The sequence below is a fragment of the uncultured Corynebacterium sp. genome (genome assembly GCF_947253065.1).
Taxonomy (GTDB): Bacteria; Actinomycetota; Actinomycetes; order Mycobacteriales; family Mycobacteriaceae; genus Corynebacterium.
Map to the genome: position 1 here is coordinate 74,867 of NZ_CAMXWS010000003.1, position 25,787 is coordinate 100,653.

Consider the following 25,787-nt stretch of genomic DNA (forward strand, 5'->3'; position numbering starts at 1 on the left):
GTGCGTTTGTTGTGAGCTAGAGGAGTTCTAGCGCTGGGTGCTCTCCAGTGCGTCGTCGAAGCTCTGCTCCGGGTGGGTCATGGCGTAGTCGAAGACCTGGCCGGCGCGGTCGAATTCGGCTTCGGCCTCGGCGTTCGGCTTGGTAGCCAGGGAGACACCCACCATGGCGATGGTGGCGAACAGCACGCCCGGGACCATCTCGTAGATGAGCTCGGAGGTGGCGGGGACGTAGCCCCACACCATCACAGTCACTGCGCCGACGATCATGCCGGCCATCGCGCCCTGGGCGGTCAGGCGACGCCAGAACAGGGAGGCGACGACGACCGGGCCGAATGCGGAACCAAAGCCAGCCCATGCGAAGCCGACGAGGCCAAGGATGGTGTCGGACGGGTTGAGCGCCATGAGGATGGCGATGATGGCGACGAGCACGACCATGCCGCGGGAAGCGATCAGCAAACCGTTGCCGGTCAGTTCCTTCTTGGTCAGGCCGCGGAAGAGGTCCTCGATCAGTGCGGAAGACGTGACCAGCAGCTGGGAAGACATGGTGGACATGATGGCCGCGAGAACAGCGGTGAGAACCAGGCCAGCGAACAGCGGGTGGAACAGAACATAGGTCATGTCCAGGAAGATCGTCTCAAAGCCCTTGCGGTCGGTGACGGAGTGCTGGGTCTGGCCGAAGAAGCTCGTGCCGACGATGGCGGTGAAGACAGCGCCGACGTAGCAGACACCAACCCAGATCAGGCCGGAATTACGGCCGGAGCGTGCCTCAGACGGGCTGCGCAGCGCCATGAAGCGGGTGACAATGTGCGGCTGGCCCATGTAGCCGAAGCCCCAAGCCAAGTTGCCGATGATGGTGGCGGCAGAAACACCGGCGAAGAAGTTGAAGAATGTCGGATTGCCATTCTCATGTGGCCCGTAGGGGTTATCCAGCGGGTAGGAGAAGACATCGCCGGCATTGTCGATGGCGAACAGCGCCATGATCGGGACGATGATCAAGGCGGCGAACATCAGTAGACCCTGCGCAACGTCAGTGTAGGACACTGCGAAAAAGCCGCCGACGAAGGTGTAGACGACGGTGATGGCACCGACGATCAGCATGCCCCACACGTACTCGCCCTTGAAGGTGGATTCGAAGTAGCGTCCGCCGGCGACCATGCCGGAGGAGACGTAGAAGGTGAAGAAGAAGATGATGATCAATGCGGCGATCACGCGCAGCGCACGGGTTTGATCGTGCGTGCGGTTTTCAAAGAAGCTCGGCAGGGTGATCGAGTTATTGGCCACCTCCGAGTAGGCGCGCAGGCGTGGGGCGACCCACTGCCAGTTCGCCCAGGAGCCCAGGAACAGGCCGATGACGATCCACAGTTCGCTCATGCCGGAGACGAACAGCGCGCCGGGCAGGCCCATCAGTAGCCAGCCGGACATATCTGACGCGCCGGCGGAAATGCCTGCGACGAAGGCAGGCAGGTCACGTCCGCCGATGACGTAGTCGCCGTATTTAGTGGTTTTGCGCCATCCGTAATAACCGATGGCGAGCATCAATCCGAAGTAGATGACCACCGCGATGATCATCCAAGTGCTCTCGGACATGAAGTCTCCTTTTCATGTTCTTACGGCCCCGTAGCTTTCAAGGCACGTGGTTGTCAGAAGCAACGGCCAGAATAACGTACGGCCATTCACAGGGTGTGGATATCTAGTTATAGGTTCTGTGGTGCGTTTCGCCGTCGGTGGTACAAAAGAGGTTATGCCTAAATTCCTTCTGCACGGCCTGTGGCTGCCCGCCTCAGGTCTCAACCTGTGGGTTGAGCGTGTAGATGGGCACAAGATTTTGATGCCTTCGCAGGTTCCTGCGGGCACGTTCCCGCCGATGGTGGAGAACATGCTGCAGGATTCGCAGTTCCGTCGCCGCGGGGCGATCACGCTGCAGACTCCGAAGGGCAAGCAGGTGCAGTTGCGTGCTCCGACGGCAGCATTTTCGCCGGAGGAAACGGTGGCTTTTTTGAGCCAGGTTTCGCTTCTCGACGATGCGTCGCCCGCCGCCACCACCGCTCAACGCCAGTCGATCGCACCGGATCTGTACTGGATCATTCGCCTCTATGTGGGCCTGACTCGGTTTGTGCGTGCGGGCAGGGTGAGCATTCGTGTGCGTCCATCCGATGGTGCCTGGTACCCGGAGTGGCAATTGGGCACGGGCCTGGAAGAGCGTGGCTGGTTGGCATCGATGATTGCGGCCGCGCCGGGAGTGATTACGGCGAATAACGTGAACCTGGGCGAGGATGTGGCCACGACATTGGTGCACTGGATTGCTAGTGCACACCTGTCGCATTTGAAGGACCAGACGCGGGCATACCCGTGGCATGATTTTTCGGACGCACTGCTGAATTCTCAGCCTTTGCGCCGTGGCGGTTCGAGTGTGTCGAAGCAGATCGCGCATTGGAATGGCTCGATCACTGCAGTGAATGTGCAGTTGGTCTTCATCGTCGAGGAGCCAACGGATCCGGTGCAGCAGGCGCACGAGAATGATTCAGCCGGTGCGATGCTCAGTGAGCTCGCCGATATCACTGCCACCAGTACTGGCACGGATACGAATGCCTCGATGGATCCGGCGAAGGTGCAGTGGCCGGTGCGTGCCCAGGTGCGTGCGGGTACGGATGCGCCGCGGCCGATTCATCTTGATGAGGTCGATGTGGCCACGTTGTCCAGTTTGCGTGATCAGCTGCGCCGCGCGGTTGAGGTCACTGGCTTGGTGGATCCGGAGAAGCATCCGCGCATGCCTTTTACCCCGATGACGGACAGGGACGGGGATTGGGATGCGTACTTGAGCACGGATGAGCTGATGGAGCTCGTGGCCAAGGATGCGACGCGGCTGCAGATGAAGGGCATCACAGTGATGCTGCCGCGCTCCTGGCAGCGCATGGAGACTACGGCGAAGCTCAAGGTCAGCGCCAATGATGATGACGGTGCTGATGCCGCGACGACGCGTCGTTTCGGCGTGGATCAGCTGATTTCTTATGACTGGTCACTCTCTGTCGGGGATACGGAGCTAACGGCAGAAGAAATGCGCCAGCTGGTCAATTCCAAGTCAGGGCTGATCCAGCTGCGTGGCCAGTGGGTGATGGCGGATTCGCAGTCTCTGGCGAGGTCACGCAAATACATCGAGTCCTTGTCGGAGAAGGAAGTCGAAGAGGGCGTCATCACTGCCGAGGAGCTGCGCCAGCTGGCGTTGGAGTCTGCGGCGGAGGCTGAAGGCGGCGCGCTGGAGATCGCCGGTGATGTGGATTCACCGGCGTGGATGGACACTTTGATTGGCGGGACCGACCGCCCGGCCCCGGACCGTCAGCCGATTCCGGATACGGTGACTGCGGAGCTGCGTGATTATCAGCGCCGTGGTGTGGATTGGCTGTATTTCATGTCGCGGAACCAGCTCGGTGCGGTGCTCGCCGATGACATGGGGCTGGGCAAGACGTTGCAGCTGCTCACGCTTCTGGCCATCGAGGCGGAGAATAAGGAGAAGACGGGTCCCACGTTGGTTGTCGCACCGACTTCTGTGGTGGGCAACTGGGCACGCGAGGCGCAGCGCTTCGTGCCCAACATGCGGGTTGGTGTTCACCATGGGCAAGGGCGTCTCAAAGGCGATGCGCTGGTCGAGGAGATCGGGCAGTTGGATCTGCTGATCACCTCCTACGGCGTGGTCACCCGGGATTACAAGCAATTGGGGCTCATTGAATGGGACCATGTGGTGCTTGATGAGGCGCAGGCAATCAAGAATGCGTCGACGCGGGCGTCGCAAAGCGTGCGTGCAATTGATGCGCGCCACCGCATCGCGCTGACGGGTACTCCTGTGGAGAATCGTCTGGCGGAGCTGCGCAGCCTCCTTGATTTCGTGAACCCCGGCATTTTGGGGACGCAGAGCTTCTTCCGCAATCACTTCGCCAAAATCATTGAGACGCGACGTGATGAGCAGCTGGCTGATGAGATGCAGGATCGCCTCCAGCGTCTTACCGCGCCATTTGTGTTGCGCAGGTTGAAGACGGATCCGACGATTATTTCGGACCTGCCGGAGAAAAGCGAGCAAGTGGTCACCGTAGATATGACGGATGAGCAGGCCGCGCTGTACACCGCGCTCGTGGAATCGATGAAAAAGGAGCTGGAGAAGCGCACAGGTATGTCGCGCAAGGGGCTCGTGCTTTCCACGATCACGCGCATCAAACAGATCTGTAACCACCCCGCGCACTTCCTCGGCGATGGGTCTGCGGTGACCATCAAGGGCAAGCACCGCTCCGGCAAGGTGGCAAAGCTTTTGCAGCTTATCGACGAAGCCGTGGCCACCGACCAGCGCGTCCTCGTTTTCACTCAGTACAAGGCTTTCGGCGATATTCTCCAGCCGTATTTGAGCGACCGGCTGGGCCAGGACATTCCGTTCCTGCATGGCGGAGTGTCCAAAACTGCGCGTGATGCGATGGTGGATGAATTCCAAAATCCGAATGGTCCGCGCGCCATGATTCTGTCGCTGCGTGCCGGCGGCACGGGCCTGAACCTGACTGCGGCATCGATGGTGATCCACATGGATCGGTGGTGGAACCCCGCGGTGGAGAACCAGGCCACTGACCGTGCGTACCGCATCGGGCAGGCCAAGAATGTTCAGGTGTACAAGATGATCACCCGCGGGACGATGGAGGAGTCCATCCAAGACATTCTGGACGGCAAGCTCCAGCTCGCCGGCGCAGTGGTCGGTGAAGGCGAAGGCTGGATCACCGAGCTGGACACCGATGATCTGACCACGCTGATGAGCTACCGGACGAGCGAGTAGGAGGGAGGAGCACGCATGCCACGGCCCCAATTAGACAATGTCACCTGGGTGAATTTCGGTTCGCGCGAGAAGGTGAACAGCGCTGCGGAGACCACCACGCCGAATGATGCGTCGGAGGAGACTCGCTCGCAGATTCTGCGCTACAACGAAGCCGCCCGGACGATCTACCGCGCGGCCCAGCAGGGCGCGGACCAAGGCCGGTTCTCCCGTGGCCGAAAATACGCGGAGCAAGGCAATGTGCTTGAGCTCCGCGCAGAAGCCGGTCGCTTCACTGCCACGATCGCCGGTTCACAGAACGAACCATTCACCACGCTGATCATCCTCCCGTACCGCGATTCCGGTGCGATCCGCGATGCGCTCGGCATCATGTCGCACAATGCGAATGCGCTGGCTGAAGTCCGCAACGGCTACATTGGCCGAGAGCTGCTCGATTGTCTGCTGGCCACCGAGGACGAGAAGATCCGCTTCCGCTGCGATTGCCCGGATGAGACCCGCGTGTGCAAGCACGGGGTCGCAGCCGCACTCAAAGCAGCAGAGCTTATCGACGCCGACCCCACCCTCCTCTTCCGCCTCCGCAACCTCGACCTGAACACGCTAGAGCGCCAACTCCGTGAATCCGCCGGGGAGCGGGCCATGGAATCTGCCAGGGAAGGCTCTGAATTCTTCTGGGACGGCCACATCCTCCCGCACCTGCCCGAGCCGAAGATCGCCCCGATGATTGAGGACTCAGATCTGGACCTTTTGCACAAGGCGATGCAGACCATCTCCTTTACCAATATCGACCAGCTACGTGCCGTGTCCGATCTGGAAGACCTCTACGACGAACTGACCCGTAGATAATCCAACCGTTCTTTATCCATATTTGCCCATGTAAACAGCATGGTTCATCACGAGTGGTAGTACTAAGACCATGACCACGAGCCCACAGTCAGCCCATCTTGCAGCCACACACTCAGATGCCCAGCAGGTGACGTTCATTCACACCTCGGATTTCCAGCTGGGCATGACCCGCTGGTTTTTTGATGTCAAAGCACAAGCCCGATTCGATGACTCAAGGCTGCGCGCCATCGCTCGTCTCGGTGATCTCGCGAAGGAGACTGGCGCTGAATTCATCGTTGTCGCCGGTGATGTCTTTGAAGCTAATGCGCTCGAGCCTCAGACGATGGACCGCGCGCTCGATGCCATCGATGCGCTGCCCGTCCCGGTTTATCTTCTGCCCGGAAACCACGACCCGTTGATCCCAGGCGCCGCCCTGGAACGCGCTGGGCAGCGTGAGAACATCACTGTGCTGGCTGATTCCGCCCCGGTGGAGGTCCGCCCCGGAGTGGAGGTCATCGGTGCGCCACTGCTCGCTCGCACCGCCACTGAAGATCTGGCTGCGAAAGCGATCGCTGGGCTCGAGCCTACGGATAAGATCCGCGTTCTGGTCGCACATGGCCAGTGCGAGGACCGCAGTGGTGATAGAAGTCCAGACACGATTGACTTGCCTGGGCTCGAAGCAGCACTTGACGCCGGCGTTATTGACTATGTGGCCATGGGGGATACACACTCCGCCGGGCAGATCGGCACGAGTGGCCGCGTGTGGTTCTCCGGGGCGCCCGAGGTCACCGATTTCCACGACCGCCGTGAAGATGTTGAAGGAGGTGAGGTCAATTCGGGCAAGGCGTTGGTGGTTAGCGTGGATAAGCCTTCCGCAGATTCAGCAGACGTGACCGTGGACGAGTGCGAAGTCGGGGAGTGGACTTTTGATGCCCTGCACTTCGAGGTTGCTGATAGTGCGGATGTGAAAGACCTGCTCGACCTGCTTGAGGCATATCCGGAAAAGCCACGCACGGTGGTGAAATACTCCATCGTCGGCACACTCGGATTGGAGGCCACCCGTGAGCTGGAGGAGGGGCTCGCCGCCAAAGAGAATGTTTTCGGCGCGCTGTATGAGCGAAAACGCCTGATGGATCTCCACCTCGAACCCAGCGAGGATGAGCTGGCCAATCTGCCTTTGACCGGCTACGCGAGTGATGCCATGTCGGATTTGTTGGCGATGTCTGCTGGTTCCGCCGGCCCGGACCACACCGAAGCGGCACGTGACGCCGTCAACCTGTTGTTCCGCCTGAGCAAGGAGTCGAAATAATGCGAATCCACTCCCTGGTTATCAACAACGTCCGTGCGGTTGAGCACCTTGAACTCACTGATCTGCCGGACACCGGTGTCATCCTCATTCACGGTGACAATGAGGCCGGAAAATCCACGATTCTCGATGCGCTCGATGCCGTATTGACCATCAAGCACGATTCGTCGGCTGCCAAGATCCGCGCGCTTTACCCGATCGGCCGCGATGAACAACCGGACATCACGCTCGGTGCCACAATTGGCCCGTACACCTTTACCGTGCATAAACGCTTCGGTAAAGGCGCCAAGGGCAAAGCCGAGCTGATCATTACCGCCCCACACCGCGAGGAGCTTGCAGGGGAGCAGGCGCATGACCGGTTGAAAGAGATCATTGCCGAGCACGTCGACACAGAGCTTTTTGACGCTTTGTTTCTCCGCCAAGGCGAATTCACCGAAACGATCGCTGCTGCCGGCATCCCGTCGTTCACTCGGACGCTCGAGGAATCCGGGGCGGCTGATAGTGCCACTGCAGACGAAGAACAATCAGCTGGCGCACCACTCGATGACTCTGGTTTGATGCAGCGCGTTGAAGCCGAATTTGGCCGGTATTTCACCGCCAAAGGCAATGACAAGCAGGTGCTTACCGCAGCCGATAAAGAGGTGGATGAAGCAGAACAGATCGTGGCCGAAGCAGAAGAGAAGCTGCGGTCCTACGAAGCAGCAGTGGATGAATTCGCGCGCAGTGAAGCGACCATGGCGGATATTCAGAACGAGCTCCCCGAAGCCGAAAAAGAACTGACCCAGCGGGAGAGCGAGGCAATCGCGGCGAAGGAGCTAGCTGGCAAGCTCGAAGCAGCGCAGGAAAAAGTCGCACGTGCCACTGTTGATGCACAGCGTGCCGCCGATGATGTTGAACGCCGCCAAGTGCTCATCGCGCGTGTGAAGGAAGTCGAAACTGAACTGGCTGATGTCTCCGAACAGCTTGAGCCAGCTCGTGAGCGTGAACGGGCAGAAGCAGAATCTCTCACAGCGAAAGAAGAGGCACACGCAAAGGCTGAGCAGGATGAGAAGACGGCCCGTGAACGTCTCACCACTGCCGAAAAGACTCTGGCAGCGGTACAGGCGAAAGATCGTCTTGCGGATCTCACCGATACCGTGACACGCCTCGACGAAGCCGATGCGGAGATCGCCCGATTTCGGGACAGCGCGCCGGAACGCCCGGTTACTGACGATGATGTTCGCGCACTCGAAGCTGCTGCCAATGAGGTCGCTTTGCAGAAGCGCCTCCGGGATGCCGCTGCCGCACGCATGGAGATCACCGCGCCTGATGGAACCACGATCACCGTTGACGGTGACTCCCATGCAGTCGATTCAGATGAACAGGGAAGTGACTCGATCGCTCTCCACGACGGCACTGAGCTGGGTGTCGGTGGAGTGACGCTGACGTATCGTGCCGCTGCTGGAACAGAGTCTGCGTCCGGTGCACTCGATGCAGCGCAGAGTGAATTCACTCGGTTGAGCACTGCACTTGGTTGCGCTGATGTGGATGAGGCTCGTTCCCTGAGGGATACCCACCGTGACGCTGCCGCTGCATTGACCGCTGCACGTGATCGTCGCCAGGACATTCTTCGCGGACGTGATGCCGATGACGTGCGCCACGAGTACTCCCGGCTGACCGAACTTATCGATGCTGCAGACGATGCCGCTGCACCCCTTTCACTCGACGACGCCACCGCAGCTGTTGAATCAGCCCGCACTGAGGTCGAGCAGGCAGCGCAGGCTGCTCACGATTGTGCTCTTGAGCTCGTCCAACTGCGCACCAAACCTGAGCACGCCACGCTCATCGCATTGGATACGAAGATTCAAGGTTTGAACATCACAGTGGAAGGTGCGCGGGCTGATCTGGCAGCAGCACGCGAAAAGAGCGACGACGATGCTGTGACCGCCATCCGTGAGGCGGCGAATGCGGCCCTTAAAGTCGCTGAGATTGAAGCAGCTTCTGTCGCGGAAGAGGTCGCACAAGTTGATCCGGTACAAGCGGAAAGCCTGCGCGACGGTGCCCGCAACCGCGTGGACAACCTGACCAAGCGCTACAACGCTGCCCGCGATCGTCGACTCCAGCTCGAGGCACGTGTGCGTGCTGCAGAAGGCGAGGGGGAGAAGCTCGACCAGGCACGCTCCGCGCTTGAAGTGGCGCGGGTGGGGCGTGACAGGCTGCGTCGAAAAGCGAATGCGGTGAAGCTATTGCACGACACCTTGGTCACGCACCGTGATGCTGCCCGCGCGAAATATGCCGCACCTTTCGCACAATCACTGCAGCGCTATGCCAGCCGTGTCTTCGGCCCAGGCACCGAGTTCACGTTGGATGATTCCTTGCGCGTGTCCGCCCGCACCGTGGATGGCACGACGGTTGATCTCGCGCAGCTGTCCGGTGGTGCGAAGGAACAGATGGCGCTGCTGACACGATTTGCCATCGCTGACATGGTCGCCGGAAGTGATGTTGATGGCATGCAGGTACCTGTTGTCGTCGACGATGCTTTGGGTGCGACCGACCCGCAACGCCTGGAGCTGATGAATGCTCTGTTCACTCAGGTGGGTACGTCGTCTCAAGTATTTGTGCTCACGTGCTTCCCCAAGCGATTCGATCGCGTCGCGGCGGCCCGTAGTGCTTCAATTCAGGAGCTAAAAGCGGGCAGTTAGCAGGGATTAAATAATTTCTTCCTGGTGCAAGTGTTTAGTACCCTTGAAGCATTATGACGGCAGAACCACGTTGGCTCAACGAAAAAGAGCAGGCATTCTGGCGCCTACTTTTGGATACAGTGCGCAAGCTTGATCTCGTTGTTGAAGCTTCGCTGCTCGACAGCGCTGATTTGTCCAGTCCTGAATTTAGTGTGCTGGTCACGCTGTCTGAGGCTGATAATCACTGTTTGCGGTTGCGTGATTTGTGCACGGAGCTGACATGGGACCGCTCCCGTGCTTCCCACCAGATCACTCGTATGGAGCGTCGTGGTCTGGTCACAAAGGAGAAGAGCCCGGGTGATGGGCGCGGCGTTGTTGTCCGCCTGACTGACTTGGGCATGGAACGTTTGAAGGCGGCTGTGCCGGACCACGTTGAAACGGTTCGTCGCGTGGTTTTTGATGATTTGGACTATGACGATATTCCTGTAATCCGTGGTTTTTTCGAAGGAATTATGTCTTCCGGTGAAGTGAAAGCACTGGGAACTTAGTTAGCTGAAATAATTTACCGTTGTCGCACGGGCTGGAGACGGGTTGAATGGGTGGTGTCAGAACTTTAACGACCTTCCATGAGAAAGGACCTGACATGTCCAACCCAGTGAATCCGAATAGCAATAATCAGGACAATAATTTCAATCAGGGTGAGCAGAATATGGCTCCGAATCATGGTGCTTTTCCGAACGGTGGGGGAATGCCGTCGAAGAAGCTGTACCGCTCGGCCAATGACCGCATGATTGCCGGCGTGTGTGGTGGCTTTGCGGAGACCTACAACATGGATCCGACCCTCGTGCGTGTGATCTTCGTGGCACTGACGCTCCTGGGCTTCTCCGGTATCTTGCTGTACCTGATCTGCTGGGTCGTTATCCCGGACGGTCGCTATTAAAAGGTCAGCTCAAAACATGCAAAAGAAAAACACGGCCGTGCAGTACTAAACCTGCACGGCCGTGCTCTTTGCGTGACGAGTGACTTATTACAAGTCACCAGACAAAACTAGGCACGCTTGATGGCGGAGCCTTCGATCTCGATGTTGATCTTCTCGCCAACGAGTGCGCCGCCGGAGTTCAGCGGTGCCTCGAAGTCGATGCCGAAGTCCTTACGGTTAATGGTGGTGCGAGCCTCGAAGCCCAGGCGGGTGTTGCCGAACGGGTCTTCCTCAACACCGAAGGTCTCCACGTCGAGGGTGACCGGCTTGGTCGTGCCCTTGATGGTCAGGTCGCCGGTGACGGTGCCGTTGCCGGATGCGTCGACGTCGAAAGCGGTGGAGCTAAAGGTCATCTGCGGGAACTTCTCAACGTCGAAGAAGTCCTCGCCCTTGATGTGGCCATTGCGGTCAGCATTGCGCGTATCGACGGATGCCGTCTGAATCGTTGCCTCAGCCTTGCTCTCGGCCGGGTTGTCCTGGTTAGCGGTAAGGGAAGCGGTGAAGTCGGTGAACTCGCCGCGGACCTTGGTCACCATTGCGTGACGCACGGTGAAGCCGACGGAGGAGTGGGCGGTGTCAAGGTCGTAGGTGCCGCTGAAGTTGGATGCGGTGGTCATTGCTAATGCTCCTTTGATGGAAGTGCGCATTTCTAATGTTGTTGACGTGTCTACACCATCTGCCAACGATGCTACGCGCACACATGGTGATGTGTCAACAAGTTTATAGATGCAGGCCAGCAACAAGCTTTAGGTAATTAGCGACGACACTTCACAGAGTGCTAGATTAAGGGGCGCTGCTAAAAGCAATGTCTCCGTAGCTCAGTGGATTAGAGCATCGGTTTCCGGTACCGAAGGTCGCAGGTTCGAATCCTGTCGGGGACACCATCTGACGTGGTGTTTTTCTGTAACGTCTAAACGAATCCAGTCCCCGGTTATGAGTTTGTCCGGATGACTTTTTGATTGAGGTGAGTCGACGCTTACCGGGGTTGTGGCGCTCTGATGAGCTTACTTGGTGGTTCTGTATGTTGTTGGCGGATATGTTGTGGTTGAATTGGCGTTAGACTGCAAACTCCAGATGTGCGTTAGTGCCATTACCGGAAGGAAGAAGGTGCATGAACGATGACACTCAAAATGAGGAGCGCCGCCGGTCGAGCACGTCGCCGGGGAGTGGACATAATGGAGACGAATCCTCGGCCGCTGCGGACGCAAGCCCGCATGAGGGCCAACGACCCCCGGGCGACGATTTACAACGGGTGGAGCATGACGTTCAACGCAATGGACAACAGCATTCGGAAGGTGCTCCCGGCGAAGTAATCGATGCTGAACTCGTTGAGGAGGTTACCCGGCAGATTGCAGGTTCCGCATACCTGTGGAGTGCCCCAGCCCCCGCACCGGAGACCCTGGAGGCATATCAGCAGGTTGACCCCACCTTTGCTGACCGCGCAATGCGAATGGCGGAACAAAGCATTTCGGCGTCGAACCACGAGAAAGAGTGGCTTGCCAAAGGAGATGTGGACGCTCTAAAACGTGGTCAGTACTTGAGCTTCGGAATGTTTCTATCCTCGGTCGGTGCAGCCTTGCTCGTGCACTTTGGTGGAGGTTCCGAGTGGTTGGCAGGAGTTTTCCTAGCGCCTCCAGTTTTCCAATTCATGGGGAAGTTTGTTAGGACAGTCCGCAGACAAGAAGACGACAAGCTTGAGTAAAGCGTTTGGCATCTGCTGCAAAGGGAACTGGAACCCATCTCGCTAGAGAATCGCGGCCTTGTCCGACATCCTGAGACGAGCGAGATGAGTACTCGAAACCGTTTAAGTCTCGAGACAACCTTCCGGTTATGTCTCGAGACTTCTTTTATTCTTGTTGCCCGGTCTGGGGCTGCTCTCGCTTTCCCTCCTGCCAGTACGCGCCACTAGTCGATGGGGGCGACGCGGATGAGGTTGCCGTCCGGATCGGCGACGACGAAGGTGGTGCCGAAGACTTCCTCGTACGGTTCACGGAGGACGTTCACGCCTTTGTCTTTCCATTGCTTCAACGTGGAGGTGACTTCGTCGGCGGGGACGTTGATGCACACTTCGGTGGTGCGGTTTCCTGCGGCGTCGAGGTCTTCAGAGTTGCCGGTCCACAGGGCCAGGTACACATTCTCAGCCAGGGCGAATGTGACGTAGCGGGGCGAGACGAAGTCGGTGTCGAGGTCGAGAAGATCGCGGTAGAACGCGACGGAGGTGTCGATATCCGAGACGTAGACGATGAAGACGATTTCGCGGTTCACTGGTTGCTCCTTAGATAACGGACAGTGATGCCAGGATAAAGAAAATCTCCGGAGCGAAGGCCGCCCGGACAAGCCCCACTCGGGGAAGAGGCTATTCCTGCACCTGCGGCCAGGCAGCAGAACCACCGGCCTCATCGCGGGGTTTGGAGCGCCAGGTGATTATGGCGCCGGCGAGCGCGACCATGGGGATGCCGATGAGCATGCGGGTGGTCAGCTCGTCGCCCTTGAATAACCAGCCGAGGATGGAACCGACAACAGGATCGAGGGCGAAAAGCGTGCCGACGACCTGTGCAGAGGTGATTCGTGCTGCCACCGTGTCAGCGATATAGGGGATCACCACACCGATCAGGGCGGCGAGGGTGAGGATGAGCCAGGAGTTGGGGGAGACGTCGATAAGCGTCGGCGCGGCGATGGGAAGCGTGACGAGTGCTGCGACCGCGACGGAGATGGCCAGGTCGCTCATGCCACCGCCTTCGGCCTTGCCGACGCGCTCCGCGAAGACGGTGTACGCGGCGAAGAATGCGCCGGCGAGGAAACCGTAGATCAGGCCGACGGGGTCCATGCCGGATGATGGCCCGGCGATAAGGACGACACCGATGAATGCGATGAGTGCCCAGCCGCGTTCGCGCCAGTACTTGAGGCCAAGAAATGACACAAGGCACGGGCCGAGGAAATCCAGTGTGACCACAACACCTAGCGGGAGGCGGTCGACGGCAGCGAAGTAGAACTGGTTCATCGCGGCCATGGCGATGCCGTAGATGCACGCATTGATCCAGCGCTGACGGGTGAAAGTGCGTACTGCCGGGCGGAATGCGACAAGCAGCATCACTGCCGCAATCAGCAAACGGAAAGTGGATACAGCAACTGTGCCGAGCCCCGCGAAGAGCGTTGAGGACACGATCGCTGAAGATTGAATGCCCAACGAGCCAATGAGAACGAGCACGACTGGGCGTAAATCGACTGCGTTGCTGTGTGCCTGAGCCATGTGCCGCCTTCTTTGCCGGGGTAGTGAAGAACAAAGCCCCCACACGCGGCGGAGGAAAGACGGCTACTGATCGTATCCCTATTGCGCAGAGGAGAGACAAATGGGGTTTAAACGCCGGCGAGCACGATGATTTCAACGAGCACGTTATTGCACATGTGCACGATGAAACCGGCCCACAAGGAGCGGTGCCACCTGGTCACGAGTGCGAAAGCGAGACCACCGAAGAACGTATAGACGATGGCAGCCGGTGCGATGTGTACGAGCCCGAACGCCAGGGAGGTCAGCAGCACGCTGGCCACCGCGGGCATCACAGTATCCAGGTACCCCATGATGAGGCGGCGGAAGACGACCTCCTCAAGGAACGGCCCGATCAACAGGTATGCGCCCAGTGTGAACAACACCAGTGCAGTACCAGTTCCAGCGGGACTCGACGCATCGGTGGATTCAATGCCGAGCAGTGGACGGACGATCGACGTGCATACTGCAGAGCCAACAATTGCAACGGGAATCTGCCACAGCAGATGCCAGCCACGCTTACCCAGTGGGCGGAACCCGAGAGGAAGATTGCGGCGTCTCAGATACATCACCAATGCGATTGTGGGGATCACCAGTGAAAAGATGATCAACACTGGCAAGGCCGCTTTGATCCCGACGGGAAGATCTAGCGCTTTGAGCCCGAGGGCGGTGCCGATCAGCAACGCATAGACGGCGAGCATTGCAACCACGCCGACGATCATGTCCTTCAGCTGCGGGCGCACGCTGAGCGGATCGGATATTGCGCGGTCGACAGATGAGGCCATTTCTTCGTCGTACGGAGTGCTCATTGCCCAAACTTTAGCAATGATGCGCATGCGTGAAGATCGGGCGTTTGTACTGCGCAGACAGCGATGAGGAAGGGCGGTGTTGTGGCTCCCAGCAAACAGGGAGAAAACACAGATGGAACAAGCATCAGTTAGTCATTGCGCTCAACGGTTGATGCCTCATAGTAGATCTTGCGCGCGACAAAGCGCGGCACGGGAAAATGACAGCAAATCGGCCCGCACCCCTTACAAACGGAAGGTGCGGGCCGATTTGTGTGTGCGTGCTAATCGACGATCAACACAATCAAGTCACGCGGACCATGCACGCCCTCGACGCGGACAAGCTCAATATCCGAGGTGGCCGACGGGCCAGAAATCAGCGTTGTCGGCAGCTCAGGGTTGAGTTTGGCGAACATCTCAGGAACGCCGTAGACCACCGAATCCATCGGAACGATGCACAGGTGGCGGTCGGGGACCAGGCTCAAAGCGCGGCGGCCGCACTTGCCGGCACCGCCTTCAGACTGAAGGCAGATGGTGCCAGTCTGGGCAGACGAGACGACGGAGCTGGTGACAACTGCGTCGACATCGTTCAGATCACGCGGATCCACTGCGACGTCGTCCGGCTGCGCATTACCGTCGAAAGACACGAACAGTTCGGCATCGAGGCCCTGCGCATAACGGACCTCTTTAGCATTGTTCTCGTTGAGGATCTCAGCAATCTTGCCGGGCAACTCAGCAGCAGAAACAGTGGAGACTTCTGCCTTGTAGTCCACGAGGCGATCAACGAGCATCTCGCGCAGCTCATCGCGGTTCAGAGGCGATTCCGTGCGGTAATTGCGTACCTGCTCGACACTCGCCGGGGAATCCGCCAGCTGGTGGGCGTTGCGGATGCGACCGAGGATCTCTTCTTTAGCAGTAGCCATTACTGGTCCTCCTTGCGTGTATGCACACCTTCAGCGCGAGCCTTGGCCATGAGATCCTTCGCCTCATCGGTCTCGAACCACTGGCGGAAGGACTTCTTCGGCGGCACAGCCACATCGCGGTAATTCGTCCAACCGGAAACTGGCGGCGGCATCTTGTTGATCACACCGTTGAACCCACCGAGCACGCGGCCAGCAGCAACCATGCGCACGGCCTTGTCCCACAACTTGGAGTGGCCCCACAGCTGACCGATGGCAGCGAACATCGCGCCTTCCATTGCGGGACGGTGGTTCTCCACCTTCTGGTGACGCATCTCCAACAGGACGTCGGTGATCGGGATCTTGACAGGGCAGACCTCATCACAACGACCGCACAGCGAGGACGCGTACGGCAGGGAAGCGGTCACATCGTCGGCAGAATCCATGCCGGCGAGCTGCGGGGTGAGAATTGCGCCGATCGGGCCTGGGTAAACCGAACCGTAGGCGTGACCACCAGCGCGCTCGTAGACCGGGCACACATTCAGGCAGGCAGAGCAGCGAATGCACTTCAAGGCTTCGCGGCCGATCTCATTGGACAGGGCAGCGGTGCGGCCATTGTCCACGAGCACGATGTGGAAGTCCTGCGGGCCATCATTTTCCGTCACACCCGACCAGATCGAGGTGTACGGATTCATGCGCTCGCCTGTCGACGAACGCGGCAACAGCTGCATGAACACACCCAGATCCTCGTACTTAGGCAGGATCTTCTCAATGCCCATGACGGTGATCAGGGTCTCCGGCAGGGTCAGGCACATACGGCCGTTGCCCTCGGATTCGACGATGGAGACCGAACCGGTCTCCGCGATACCGAAGTTGCAGCCTGAGATGGCCACCTTGGCCTTCATGAACTGCTCGCGGAGGAATTTGCGGGAAGCCTCCGCCAGCACCGCAGGCTCAGCAGTCAGATCGTCGCCAGCACCGGGCATCTTCTCGGTGAAGATGTCGCGAATCTCCGCACGGTTGCGGTGAATAGCGGGGACGACGATGTGAGACGGGAAATCGTCGCCAAGCTGCACAATAAGCTCAGCCAAGTCCGTCTCACGCGCGCTGATGCCGTTTTCTTCTAGGACATCGTTCAGCGCGATCTCCTGGGTGGCCATCGACTTGATCTTCACAACATCGGTCTCGCCGGTCTTCTTGATCAAGTCGGTGACAATCTGCGACGCCTCCTTGGAGTCACGTGCCCAGTGGACGTGTCCGCCACGCTTGGTCACGTTCTCCTCAAACTGCTCCAGCAACTCCGGCAGGCGAGCGAGCGTATCACGCTTGATGGTTGAACCAGCCTCGCGCAGGTCCTGCCAGTCATCAAGCTCGCTGACAACTCCCTGGCGCTTCAAGCGGATCTGGGTGGTGGCGTAATTCAGATTGCGACGCTGAGTTGAGTTATTCAGCTCAGTTTTGGCGTTCTTCTGAAATTTGTCGTGTTCGCGGAAGTGCCCCAAGTCACTCGGAGCATGGGGTGGCATCGTCGGGGTACCAAGTCCGACCTTCACAGCATCTTCTCCTTCGTGTACGCGGCGGACTCTGGAGTCCACGGATTCTCACGGGTGGAGGCAAGGATCTCAGCGAGGTGGATCGCACGAATGCCGGTGTGCTGGCGAGACATGGCGCCACCAATATTCATCAGGCACGACGAGTCACCCGCCGTGACGTATTCCGCCTGGGTGTCCTTGATGTGGCGCACCTTGTCCGAGACCATCGCAGCTGAAGTATCAGAGTTCTTCACTGCGAAGGTGCCGCCGAAACCACAGCACTCCTCAATATTCTCCAACTCGACAAGTTCGAGGCCGTCGACTGCCTTGAGCAGATCAGTCGGGCGGTCGCCGACCTTGATGAAGCGGCGGGAGTGGCAGGTGGAGTGATATGTCACGCGGTGCGGGAAGAAAGCACCCACATCGGTAGTACCCATGACATCGACGATGAACTCGGAGAGGTCCAGGGTCTTCTTCGTAGTTTTCTTGGTGCCGGCAACGAGCTCTTTGGAGCCGTAGCGCTCCGCGATGCGGGTGTGCTGTTCGCGCACTGCACCGGTGCAGGAGCCGGACGGGGTGACAACATAATCAATGGAATCGTCGGCAAAAGCGTCGACGTAATTTTCAATCATGGGCACCGTCTCTTTCTGGTACCCAGTATTGATATGCATTTGGCCGCAGCAGGTTTGCTCCGGCGGGAAGACGACCTCACATCCAAGTCGAGATAGGACGATGGCAGCCGCCTTGTGTGCATCGGGGAACAATGCGTCTCCAATGCAGGTGGAAAATAGGGCTACGCGCACTGATTGGCTCCTTTCTGGGTAAGTTGCCGGGCAGTGGCTACCTTCAATTAAACTCCTTTGCCATGACGCCTGCTGATCTGACTTCCACTGTTCGCTCAATCACTGTCCAGACGCTGGACGAACGCGGCCTCGACTCGACGGTCGTCCCCGACGTTGTCACTGTTGAGCGACCCCGCAACCCGGAGCACGGCGACTACGCAACGAATATCGCGCTCCAGGTGGCCAAGAAGGCGGGCACGAATCCGCGGGAGCTTGCGCAGTGGCTTTGCGACGCATTGGCGAACCGCCCCGAGATCGACTCCGCCGAGGTCGCAGGCCCAGGCTTCATCAATCTCCGCCTCGGTGCAGCTGCCACGGGTGGCATCGTGGCCGACATCCTTGAAAAGGGTCCATCTTTCGGCGGATCTGATCTGCTGGCTGATGCGAAGATCAACCTTGAATTCGTCTCCGCGAATCCGACTGGTCCGATCCACCTTGGTGGTACCCGTTGGGCAGCCGTCGGTGATTCCCTCGGCCGTGTCCTGGAATTCTCCGGTGCTTCGGTGACCCGTGAGTACTACTTCAACGACCACGGTGGCCAGATCGACCGCTTTGCACGGTCGCTCGTTGCAGCAGCCAAGGGCGAGCCGACCCCGGAAGACGGTTACGGCGGGGAGTACATCCAGGAGATTGCGCGTGCGGTCGTCGATAAGCGTCCTGATGCTCTCGACGGTGATGCCTCAACTGTCCAGGAAGCGTTCCGCGCTGAGGGCGTGGAAATGATGTTTGAGCAGATCAAGCAGTCTTTGCACGATTTCGGTACCGATTTCGATGTGTTCTTCCACGAGAACTCACTGTTTGAATCCGGCGCTGTGGACCGTGCAATCCAGACTCTGAAGGACAACGGCAACCTCTATGAGGCTGACGGCGCGTGGTGGCTGCGTTCCACTGATTTCGGTGATGACAAGGACCGCGTGGTGCTCAAGTCCGACGGTGATGCTGCGTACATCGCTGGCGATATCGCGTATGTGGCAGACAAATTTGATCGTGGCCACACGCTAGCGATCTACATGCTCGGTGCGGATCACCACGGCTATATCGCGCGTCTGCGTGCCGCTGCTCAGGCTTTGGGCTATGACCCGGAAGCCGTCGAGGTTCTGATCGGGCAGATGGTCAACCTTGTCCGCGACGGCAAGCCTGTGAAGATGTCCAAGCGTGCTGGCACCGTGATCACTCTCGACGACTTGGTCGACCTGATTGGCCGTGATGCTGCGCGTTACTCGCTTGTGCGCTCCTCGGTCGATTCCACGTTGGATATTGACCTGGACCTGTGGGAGAAGCAGTCCAACGACAACCCGGTCTACTACGTCCAATACGGACACACGCGTCTTGCGTCCATCGAGCGTAAGGCGGCTGAAGCGGGCGTGTCCGCGGATGGCGCTGACCTGTCGCTGCTGACCCATGAGAAGGAAGGCGACCTGATTCGCACCCTCGGTGAATTCCCCGCTGTGGTCAAGGCTGCTGCGGAGCTGCGCGAGCCACACCGTATCGCGCGCTACGCCGAGGAACTGGCCAGCGTCTTCCACAAGTTCTACGACGCATGCCAGATCCTGCCCAAGGCTGGCGAAGATGCAGAACCGATCCACGCTGCGCGTCTGGCGCTCGCCTCCGCATCGCGCCAGGTGCTTGCGAATGCCCTGCGCCTGCTGGGCATTACCGCGCCGGAAAGGATGTAAAGCATGCTCGATCCCGTCCTGAATACGGCGAATCTGTCGCGCGATGACCTTCTGCGCATGCGCCACCAGGAGGCTGGTTGCTTCAATGATCTGCCCGCGCATGTTTGGCCACGCAATGCCTCCCGCAATGACGACGGCACAGTCTCCATCGCCGGCGTCTCCCTGACCGAGATTGCCGCTGAATACGGCACTCCCGTCATGGTCGTCGACGAGGACGATTTTCGTTCCCGCTGCCGTGACATGGCTCGTGCGTATGGCGATCCGGCGCACGTGCACTATGCGGCGAAGGCATTCCTGACTACCCGGATTGCCAAGTGGGTGGCTGAAGAAGGTCTGGCTCTTGATGTCGCGAGTGAAAACGAGCTGCTCATTGCACTTGCTGCTGATTTTCCGGCTGAGCGCATCACCGCGCACGGCAACAGCAAATCCGATTCTTTCCTGCGCCGCTGCGTGACCAATGGTGTGGGCCATGTGGTGATTGACTCCCACCAGGAGCTCGACGCACTCGAGCGCATTGCCGGGGAAGAGGGTGTCGTCCAAGACGTGTTCATTCGCGTCAAGCCTGGTGTGGAGGCGCACACCCACGAGTTCATCGCTACTAGCCACGAGGACCAGAAATTCGGACTCTCTCTGGCTTCAGGCTCCGCATTCTTGGCTGCACAGACCGCGCACGCCGCGTCGAATGTGCGCCTGACCGGCCTGCACTGCCACGTCGGCTCCCAGGTTTTTGATGCTGAAGGCTTTAAGCTGGCCGCCTCCCGCGTGCTGGGCTTGTACGCCAAGATCTACCGCGAACTCGGCGTGGAGCTGGAGTACCTCGACCTGGGCGGCGGCTACGGCATTGCCTACACCGTCGAGGAGGAGCCGCTCAACGTCGAAGCTGTTGCACGCGATCTGCTCCGCGCAGTCAATGAAGCAGCAGGCGATCTGGGCATTGTCCCGCCACAGGTGATTGTTGAGCCGGGTCGCGCAATCGCCGGTCCCGCTGCTGTGACTGTCTACTCGGTTGGCACCGTCAAAGACGTCCACGTCACTGACGAAGCTACGCGCCGCTACATCGCTGTCGACGGCGGAATGAGCGATAATATTCGTACCGCTCTGTACGGAGCTGAGTACGACGCGCGCGTGATCAATCGCCTCACACAAGGCGCGCCACACGCGACGCGTCTTGTCGGATCGCACTGTGAATCCGGCGATATTTTGATCAATAATGCCCTCTGGCCTGACGATATTGCGCCCGGCGACCTGATCGCCCTTGCCGCCACGGGGGCCTACTGCTTCTCCATGGCATCAAATTACAACTGCTTCGGACGCCCCGCCGTAGTCAGTGTGCGCGATGGGGAAGTGACCCCAATGATCCGCCGAGAGACGGTCGAAGATCTACTTGCCCGCGAGGTTTTTGTAGACTCTTAGAGCATTGCGTCCGCAACGGCCGTTTCCACCGCCACCATGGTGAAAAACAGCCGTCAACTACGACACAGGAGAACCATGACTGCGTTGAGCGCCGAAGGAAGGAACGGAAACTACCCCGGTAAGGGCATCGGGCAACCCGTGGGGGTTGCCGTGCTCGGTATGGGTACCGTCGGTACTGAGGTCCTGCGCCTGATTAATGAGTTCTCTTCCAACCTGGAAAACCGCATCGGCGGCCCGATCGACGTCCGTGGCGTTGCGGTTTCTGACCTGAGCAAGAAGCGCGACGTTCTCGATCACTTCCCGGACATCACGCTCACCGATAACGCACGCGAACTGATTGATCGCGACGATATCGACGTTGTCGTTGAGGTCATCGGTGGCATCGACTACCCGCGTGAGCTGGTGCTCGCCGCTCTCAAGGCGGGCAAGTCCGTCGTCACTGCGAATAAGGCGCTCATCGCCGCACACGCTGACGAGCTTTCCGACGCTGCTAATGAGGCCGGCGTCGACCTCTACTACGAGGCTGCCGTTGCTGCCGCGATCCCGGTCGTGGGCATGCTGCGCCGCTCCCTGGCCGGTGACCAGGTCCAGCGCATCTCCGGCATTGTCAACGGCACCACCAACTTCGTGCTCGACGCGATGGCATCCACCGGTATGTCCTACGAGGAAGCACTTGCCGAGGCCACCCGCCTGGGCTACGCCGAGGCCGATCCGACCGCTGACGTCGAGGGCCACGACGCCGCTTCCAAGGCTGCCATCATGGCCTCCATGGGCTTCCACACCCGCGTCACCTACGACGATGTCCATGCCGAAGGCATCACCAATATCACGGCCGAAGATATTGAAGCCGCGCGCGAAGCCGGCTTCACCATCAAGCTGCTTGCCATTTGCGAGAGGCTTATCGACGACGCCGGTAACACCTCCGTCTCCGCCCGCGTCCACCCGACGCTGGTGCCGAATGAGCACCCGCTGGCGACCGTCGATAAGTCTTATAATGCTGTGTTCGTCGAAGCTGAAGCTGCAGGTCGCCTGATGTTCTACGGCAATGGTGCCGGCGGTGCGCCGACCGCTTCTGCCGTGCTCGGCGACCTGGTCGGTGCCGCGCGCAACAAGATCCACGGTGGTCGTGCTCCGGCTGAAAACCCGTACGCGCACTACCCGATCGCGGACTTCGGCGATGTGCCGACCCGCTACCACATTGACATGTCCGTGGTGGATCGTGCCGGTGTGCTCGCTGAGATCTCCCGCCGCTTTGCCGCGCAGGATATCTCCATTTCGGCAGTGCGCCAGGAGGAGTCAGGGAATGATTCCCGTCTGATCGTGGTCACCCACTCCTCGCTGGAGCGCAAGCTTGCCGGAATTGTCGACGAGCTGCGTGACATCGAAGAGGTCAAGGCCATCAACTCCGTCATCCGTTTGGGTGCTTAGAACATGGCCATTGATCTTGAGGTGGGCCTACGCGCCCGCGTGACCGTCCCTGGCAGCTCTGCGAATCTTGGTCCCGGCTTTGACACCCTCGGCCTTGCCGTGGGGATCTACGACACGGTCGAAGTTGAAGTGACCAACTCCGGCCTTGAGGTGGAGATCTTCGGCGAGGGAGCCGACGACTTGCCCCGCGATTCCTCCCACCTCGTGGTCAAGGCCATCAATTCGGGCCTGCACGCAGCTGATGTGCATGCCCCGGGCCTGAAGGTGACGTGCCACAACAGCATCCCACAATCCCGTGGTCTGGGCTCGTCCGCGGCTGCTGCTGTCGCTGGTGTGGTTGCGGCGAATACCCTGGCTGGTGACCCGCTGAGCACCGATGAAGTCATCCAGCTCAGCTCCGCCTTCGAAGGACACCCCGACAATGCTGCAGCCAGCGTCGTCGGTGGGGCAGTGGTGTCCTGGACGGATATCCCCGTTGATGGTGTCTCGCAGCCCGAGTACCGTGCGGTCCCGTTGACCGTGCACAAGGACATCATCGCCACAGCTCTCGTGCCGAATTTCCATGCGTCGACAAATGCTGTGCGCAAAGTGTTGCCATCCCACGTCACGCACTCTGATGCCCGCTTCAATGTCTCGCGCACCGCAGTCATGACCGTGGCGATCCAGACCCACCCCCAGTTCCTCTGGGAGGGCACCCGCGACCGCCTGCACCAGCCGTACCGCGCTGATGTTCTGCCGGTTACCGCTGAGTGGGTCAACCGTCTGCGCAACCGTGGTTACGCTGCGTACCTGTCCGGCGCCGGCCCGACCGCGATGGTGCTGTCCACCGAGCCCGTGGATGCGAAGATCCTCGAATCCGCGCGCGAAGACGGTCTCCGCGTTCTCGAGCTCGACATTGCCGGCCCTGTGAAGGCTGAGTTGCTGCGCGCTTAGAAGAACTTTCTGGCACAAACCGATAACGAGTCCTGCAATAGGGGCTCGTTTCCTTTATGTTGCGAAGTGACGTTGGACACATCGCAGAAGGGAACGGGTCGATGCAGGCTTTATCTTCAATAGCGAGGGCCAGAGCTGTCCTTGTGCTTATTCTTGCAGCTGTTTGTTGTGTCGCGTGGACGCCGATTGTGTTTGCGCAGGAAGCTTCCGATGAGGAGCAAGGCAGTGCGGATAGCAAAGCAATGCTGATTCTTGACGCTTCGTCGTCGATGTTGGAGGAAGATGCTGAAGGTCCGCGTATCGACGCTGCCAAGCAGGCCTCAAAGGACTTGATCGAGTCTTTGCCGCCGACGGCTCAGATGGGCCTGATGGTTTACGGCTCGAAGGTGACTGATGCGCCGGAGAACCACGAGACTGGTTGCAAGGATATTGAGACCCTTGCACCTGTTGGCGATGTGGATAAGGACAAGTTGGTCAAGGCGATCAACGGTGTGACGCCGAAGGGTTATACCCCGATGGGTAATTCCCTTCGCGCTGCTGCTGATGAGCTTGGTGACAAGGGGCAGCGTTCCATCATCCTCGTCTCCGACGGCATTGATACGTGTGCTCCGCCGCCGGTGTGTGAGGTGGCTGAGGAGCTCGCCAGCGACGGAGTCGACCTGGCGATTCACACCGTCGGCTTCAAAGTCGACGATAAAGCTCGCGAAGAGTTGGAGTGCATTGCAGAGGCTGGCAATGGTCAGTTCCTGGAAGCCGATGACGCCGGCAGTCTCGCTGAGTCTTTGAAGTTCCTCTCTCAGCGTGATGTGGGTAAGTACAAAGTCAAAGGCACCGAATTCGAATTCGCCGACAACCCCGAAGATGCCAAGTGGCTTGGAGAAGGCCAGTACCAAACGAAGGTGAAGCCGGACCGTAATGCGAAGAAGGATCGCTACTTCCGTGTCTCTGTGCCTGAAGAGCACGACGCCCTGATCACCATCACCCCGGTGTGGCAGACCAATGGTGACTGGCATGATGGCGAGATTTTCATAACGACTAGTGAAGTGACCAATGAAGGCGATTCGTCCTGCGGTGAAGCAAAAACGACGCTAGCGAATGCTTCCAATGTCGCGAGTGCCCAGTTCGGGATTGATTCCTACCACATTGCTTTGAAACGAGATGGACCTCAACGGTTCAAGGGCAAAGAGAATCGGTGCGATATGAGCAACTGGCTCATCGGCGCTCAGGTCTATCAGAACGGGGACGAGATCACTGAGGATGTGCCTATCGAAATTAGCGTTTTCCACGCACCGTTGCCGGACGAAGAGCAGGCGAGGGAGTGGGATGAGCGCGAAATCACTTCCCCGGGCGATCCTGATGAGGTCCCGGAGATCGAGGACTCTGAGCCGATCAACGGCGGCACCGGATTCAATGACGCAGTGGAAATCTCTGAAGGTTCCTATTCCGACAAGATTGTTCCGGGCGAATACCGCTTCTACAAGATCCCGGTTAAATGGGGCGAGCGCCCGGTGATCAAGGCCAAGACTCCGAAATCAGTGGCAGAAGCTGCAGATTCGATCAAGTTCGGGTTTTACAATCCGACCCGCGGAGGAGCCGGCGAAGGATCGCTGACATTTTTTGATGAAGCCGTTGAGGAAGGTCCAGTCTCCCCTAGTAGTTACGCCTGGCAAGCTTCTCAGAGCGAGCGACAAGGCTATTACTTTGTGTGGTTCGGTATGGGCTCGAAAGGCGGGGACTACATCACCGGCGTGGAGCAGCCGTATGAGTTCGCGGTCGCCCTCGATGGTGAGCCTGCCGATGGCGGCCTGGATTGGCAGCCCACCTACGAGAATGGCCCGGAGCCGTCTGATGAGCCGATCAATTTCGATAGTGCTAAGGCGGAGGATTCTGGCTCCGCCAAGGATGACGGTGCTCAAGACGACGGTGCAGCAGCAGTTGATGATGAGTCCGGAAAGCCGTCGTGGGTACTGCCAGCCGTGATCGGTGCTGGCGTGCTGCTTCTGGCTCTCATTGGCCTTCTGGTATTCCTGCTGCGGAGGAATAAGAAGAAGAATGCGGCGAATATGGCCAACGGCGCCTACCCGCAACAGAACTTCCACGGCGGTCCGCAAGGCCCTGCTGGCCCTGGAGGGCCCTGGGCGTAGAACCTGGAAGGGCTGAGGGCCTGAAACGAAAAATCGCCGCGCAGCGGGGTGGGCTGCGGGGCGATTCGTCGTTAAGCGAAGCTATTTAGTGCTTGGCCTCGTACTTGACGGGCTCCGGCAGGCCGCGCTCCTCGCGGACTCGGCGGGAAATGCCCTCGAGGGCGATGAGCGACTCGACGACCATCTCCGGGGTGACCGGGAACGGCATGTTGTGGATGGTCTCCTCCTCAGCGGTGGCGGCCTTGGCCACTGCCTCGAGTTCCTCGGTGTCCTCAGGCGTGAGGCCGACCTCGGTCAGG

20 protein-coding genes, 1 tRNA gene and 1 pseudogene are annotated in these 25,787 nt (G+C 59.2%); 13 read left to right on the forward strand and 9 right to left on the reverse strand.

The genetic code is table 11. The features are described 5' to 3' along the window. Positions 1-27: 27 nt before the first annotated feature. Positions 28-1,587: a sodium/proline symporter PutP gene (gene putP / locus Q0X21_RS01680; RefSeq protein WP_297849961.1), complete on the reverse strand. Its 1,560-nt coding sequence runs from the start codon at positions 1,585-1,587 to the stop codon at positions 28-30. Between the two features lie 154 nt (positions 1,588-1,741). Between putP and Q0X21_RS01685 the strand changes: the two genes are divergently transcribed. The 6 genes from Q0X21_RS01685 to Q0X21_RS10330 all read left to right on the forward strand — a co-directional run bounded on the left by Q0X21_RS01685 (position 1,742) and on the right by Q0X21_RS10330 (position 10,532). Continuing rightward, positions 1,742-4,807 carry a DEAD/DEAH box helicase gene (locus Q0X21_RS01685; protein ID WP_297849962.1) on the forward strand — a complete coding sequence of 1,022 codons (3,066 nt, stop codon included), beginning with the start codon at positions 1,742-1,744 and terminating at the stop codon, positions 4,805-4,807. A 15-nt stretch (positions 4,808-4,822) separates the two neighbouring features. Next, on the forward strand, positions 4,823-5,647 hold the full coding sequence (locus Q0X21_RS01690; protein ID WP_297849963.1) for a hypothetical protein: 825 nt from the start codon (positions 4,823-4,825) through the stop codon (positions 5,645-5,647). Positions 5,648-5,717: 70 nt separating this feature from the next. Further along, positions 5,718-6,935 carry a DNA repair exonuclease gene (locus tag Q0X21_RS01695; RefSeq protein WP_297849964.1) on the forward strand — a complete coding sequence of 406 codons (1,218 nt, stop codon included), beginning with the start codon at positions 5,718-5,720 and terminating at the stop codon, positions 6,933-6,935. Then, positions 6,935-9,613 carry an AAA family ATPase gene (locus Q0X21_RS01700; RefSeq protein ID WP_297849965.1) on the forward strand — a complete coding sequence of 893 codons (2,679 nt, stop codon included), beginning with the start codon at positions 6,935-6,937 and terminating at the stop codon, positions 9,611-9,613. The genes Q0X21_RS01695 and Q0X21_RS01700 overlap by 1 nt, the downstream gene beginning before the upstream one ends. 53 nt (positions 9,614-9,666) lie before the next feature. Beyond that, positions 9,667-10,140, forward strand: coding sequence for a MarR family winged helix-turn-helix transcriptional regulator (locus tag Q0X21_RS01705; RefSeq protein WP_297849966.1), 474 nt, complete (start codon positions 9,667-9,669; stop codon positions 10,138-10,140). A 95-nt stretch (positions 10,141-10,235) separates the two neighbouring features. Then, a complete protein-coding gene (locus Q0X21_RS10330) occupies positions 10,236-10,532 on the forward strand; it encodes a PspC domain-containing protein (RefSeq protein ID WP_367172627.1) in 297 nt (98 codons plus the stop codon). Positions 10,533-10,639: 107 nt separating this feature from the next. Here Q0X21_RS10330 and Q0X21_RS01715 read toward each other — a convergent pair whose 3' ends face one another. Beyond that, complete coding sequence (locus tag Q0X21_RS01715; RefSeq protein ID WP_297849967.1) at positions 10,640-11,188, reverse strand: YceI family protein; 549 nt, start codon at positions 11,186-11,188, stop codon at positions 10,640-10,642. A 190-nt stretch (positions 11,189-11,378) separates the two neighbouring features. On the opposite strand from Q0X21_RS01715, the gene Q0X21_RS01720 reads away from it, so the two are divergent. Continuing rightward, positions 11,379-11,455: transfer RNA gene (locus Q0X21_RS01720), tRNA-Arg, on the forward strand. Positions 11,456-11,682: 227 nt separating this feature from the next. After that, positions 11,683-12,273 (forward strand): hypothetical protein, encoded by a 591-nt coding sequence (locus Q0X21_RS01725; protein WP_297849968.1) that lies wholly within the window; start codon positions 11,683-11,685, stop codon positions 12,271-12,273. A 203-nt stretch (positions 12,274-12,476) separates the two neighbouring features. Here the strand turns inward: Q0X21_RS01725 and Q0X21_RS01730 are convergent, their stop codons facing one another. From Q0X21_RS01730 to Q0X21_RS01755, 6 genes are all read right to left on the reverse strand, one after another. Then, positions 12,477-12,836, reverse strand: a complete 360-nt coding sequence (locus tag Q0X21_RS01730; RefSeq protein WP_297849969.1) for a VOC family protein — start codon at positions 12,834-12,836, stop codon at positions 12,477-12,479. Positions 12,837-12,927: 91 nt separating this feature from the next. After that, positions 12,928-13,821, reverse strand: a complete 894-nt coding sequence (locus Q0X21_RS01735) for a DMT family transporter (RefSeq protein ID WP_297849970.1) — start codon at positions 13,819-13,821, stop codon at positions 12,928-12,930. A gap of 107 nt (positions 13,822-13,928) precedes the next feature. Further along, the gene (locus tag Q0X21_RS01740) at positions 13,929-14,645 is read right to left on the reverse strand and encodes a CPBP family intramembrane glutamic endopeptidase (RefSeq protein WP_297849971.1); all 717 of its coding nucleotides are present in this window, start codon (positions 14,643-14,645) and stop codon (positions 13,929-13,931) included. 260 nt (positions 14,646-14,905) lie between these two features. Further along, on the reverse strand, positions 14,906-15,544 hold the full coding sequence (locus Q0X21_RS01745) for an LUD domain-containing protein (protein WP_297849972.1): 639 nt from the start codon (positions 15,542-15,544) through the stop codon (positions 14,906-14,908). After that, positions 15,544-17,073: a LutB/LldF family L-lactate oxidation iron-sulfur protein gene (locus tag Q0X21_RS01750; RefSeq protein WP_297849973.1), complete on the reverse strand. Its 1,530-nt coding sequence runs from the start codon at positions 17,071-17,073 to the stop codon at positions 15,544-15,546. The genes Q0X21_RS01745 and Q0X21_RS01750 overlap by 1 nt, the downstream gene beginning before the upstream one ends. Then, positions 17,070-17,855 (reverse strand): (Fe-S)-binding protein, encoded by a 786-nt coding sequence (locus Q0X21_RS01755; protein ID WP_297849974.1) that lies wholly within the window; start codon positions 17,853-17,855, stop codon positions 17,070-17,072. Before Q0X21_RS01755 ends, Q0X21_RS01750 begins: the two co-directional genes overlap by 4 nt. 62 nt (positions 17,856-17,917) lie before the next feature. Between Q0X21_RS01755 and argS the strand changes: the two genes are divergently transcribed. The 5 genes from argS to Q0X21_RS01780 all read left to right on the forward strand — a co-directional run bounded on the left by argS (position 17,918) and on the right by Q0X21_RS01780 (position 25,488). Continuing rightward, positions 17,918-19,570: an arginine--tRNA ligase gene (argS, locus tag Q0X21_RS01760; protein WP_297849975.1), complete on the forward strand. Its 1,653-nt coding sequence runs from the start codon at positions 17,918-17,920 to the stop codon at positions 19,568-19,570. 57 nt (positions 19,571-19,627) lie between these two features. Then, entirely contained in the window at positions 19,628-20,983 is a 1,356-nt protein-coding gene (lysA, locus tag Q0X21_RS01765) for a diaminopimelate decarboxylase (protein WP_297849985.1), read from the forward strand. A 75-nt stretch (positions 20,984-21,058) separates the two neighbouring features. Beyond that, entirely contained in the window at positions 21,059-22,411 is a 1,353-nt protein-coding gene (locus tag Q0X21_RS01770; RefSeq protein WP_297849976.1) for a homoserine dehydrogenase, read from the forward strand. 3 nt (positions 22,412-22,414) lie between these two features. Next, positions 22,415-23,344, forward strand: a complete 930-nt coding sequence (gene thrB, locus Q0X21_RS01775; protein WP_297849977.1) for a homoserine kinase — start codon at positions 22,415-22,417, stop codon at positions 23,342-23,344. A gap of 143 nt (positions 23,345-23,487) precedes the next feature. Continuing rightward, a complete protein-coding gene (locus Q0X21_RS01780) occupies positions 23,488-25,488 on the forward strand; it encodes a VWA domain-containing protein (RefSeq protein ID WP_297849978.1) in 2,001 nt (666 codons plus the stop codon). Between the two features lie 85 nt (positions 25,489-25,573). Here Q0X21_RS01780 and Q0X21_RS01785 read toward each other — a convergent pair. Then, positions 25,574-25,787: pseudogene (locus tag Q0X21_RS01785) on the reverse strand (glycerol dehydrogenase); the annotation flags it as partial.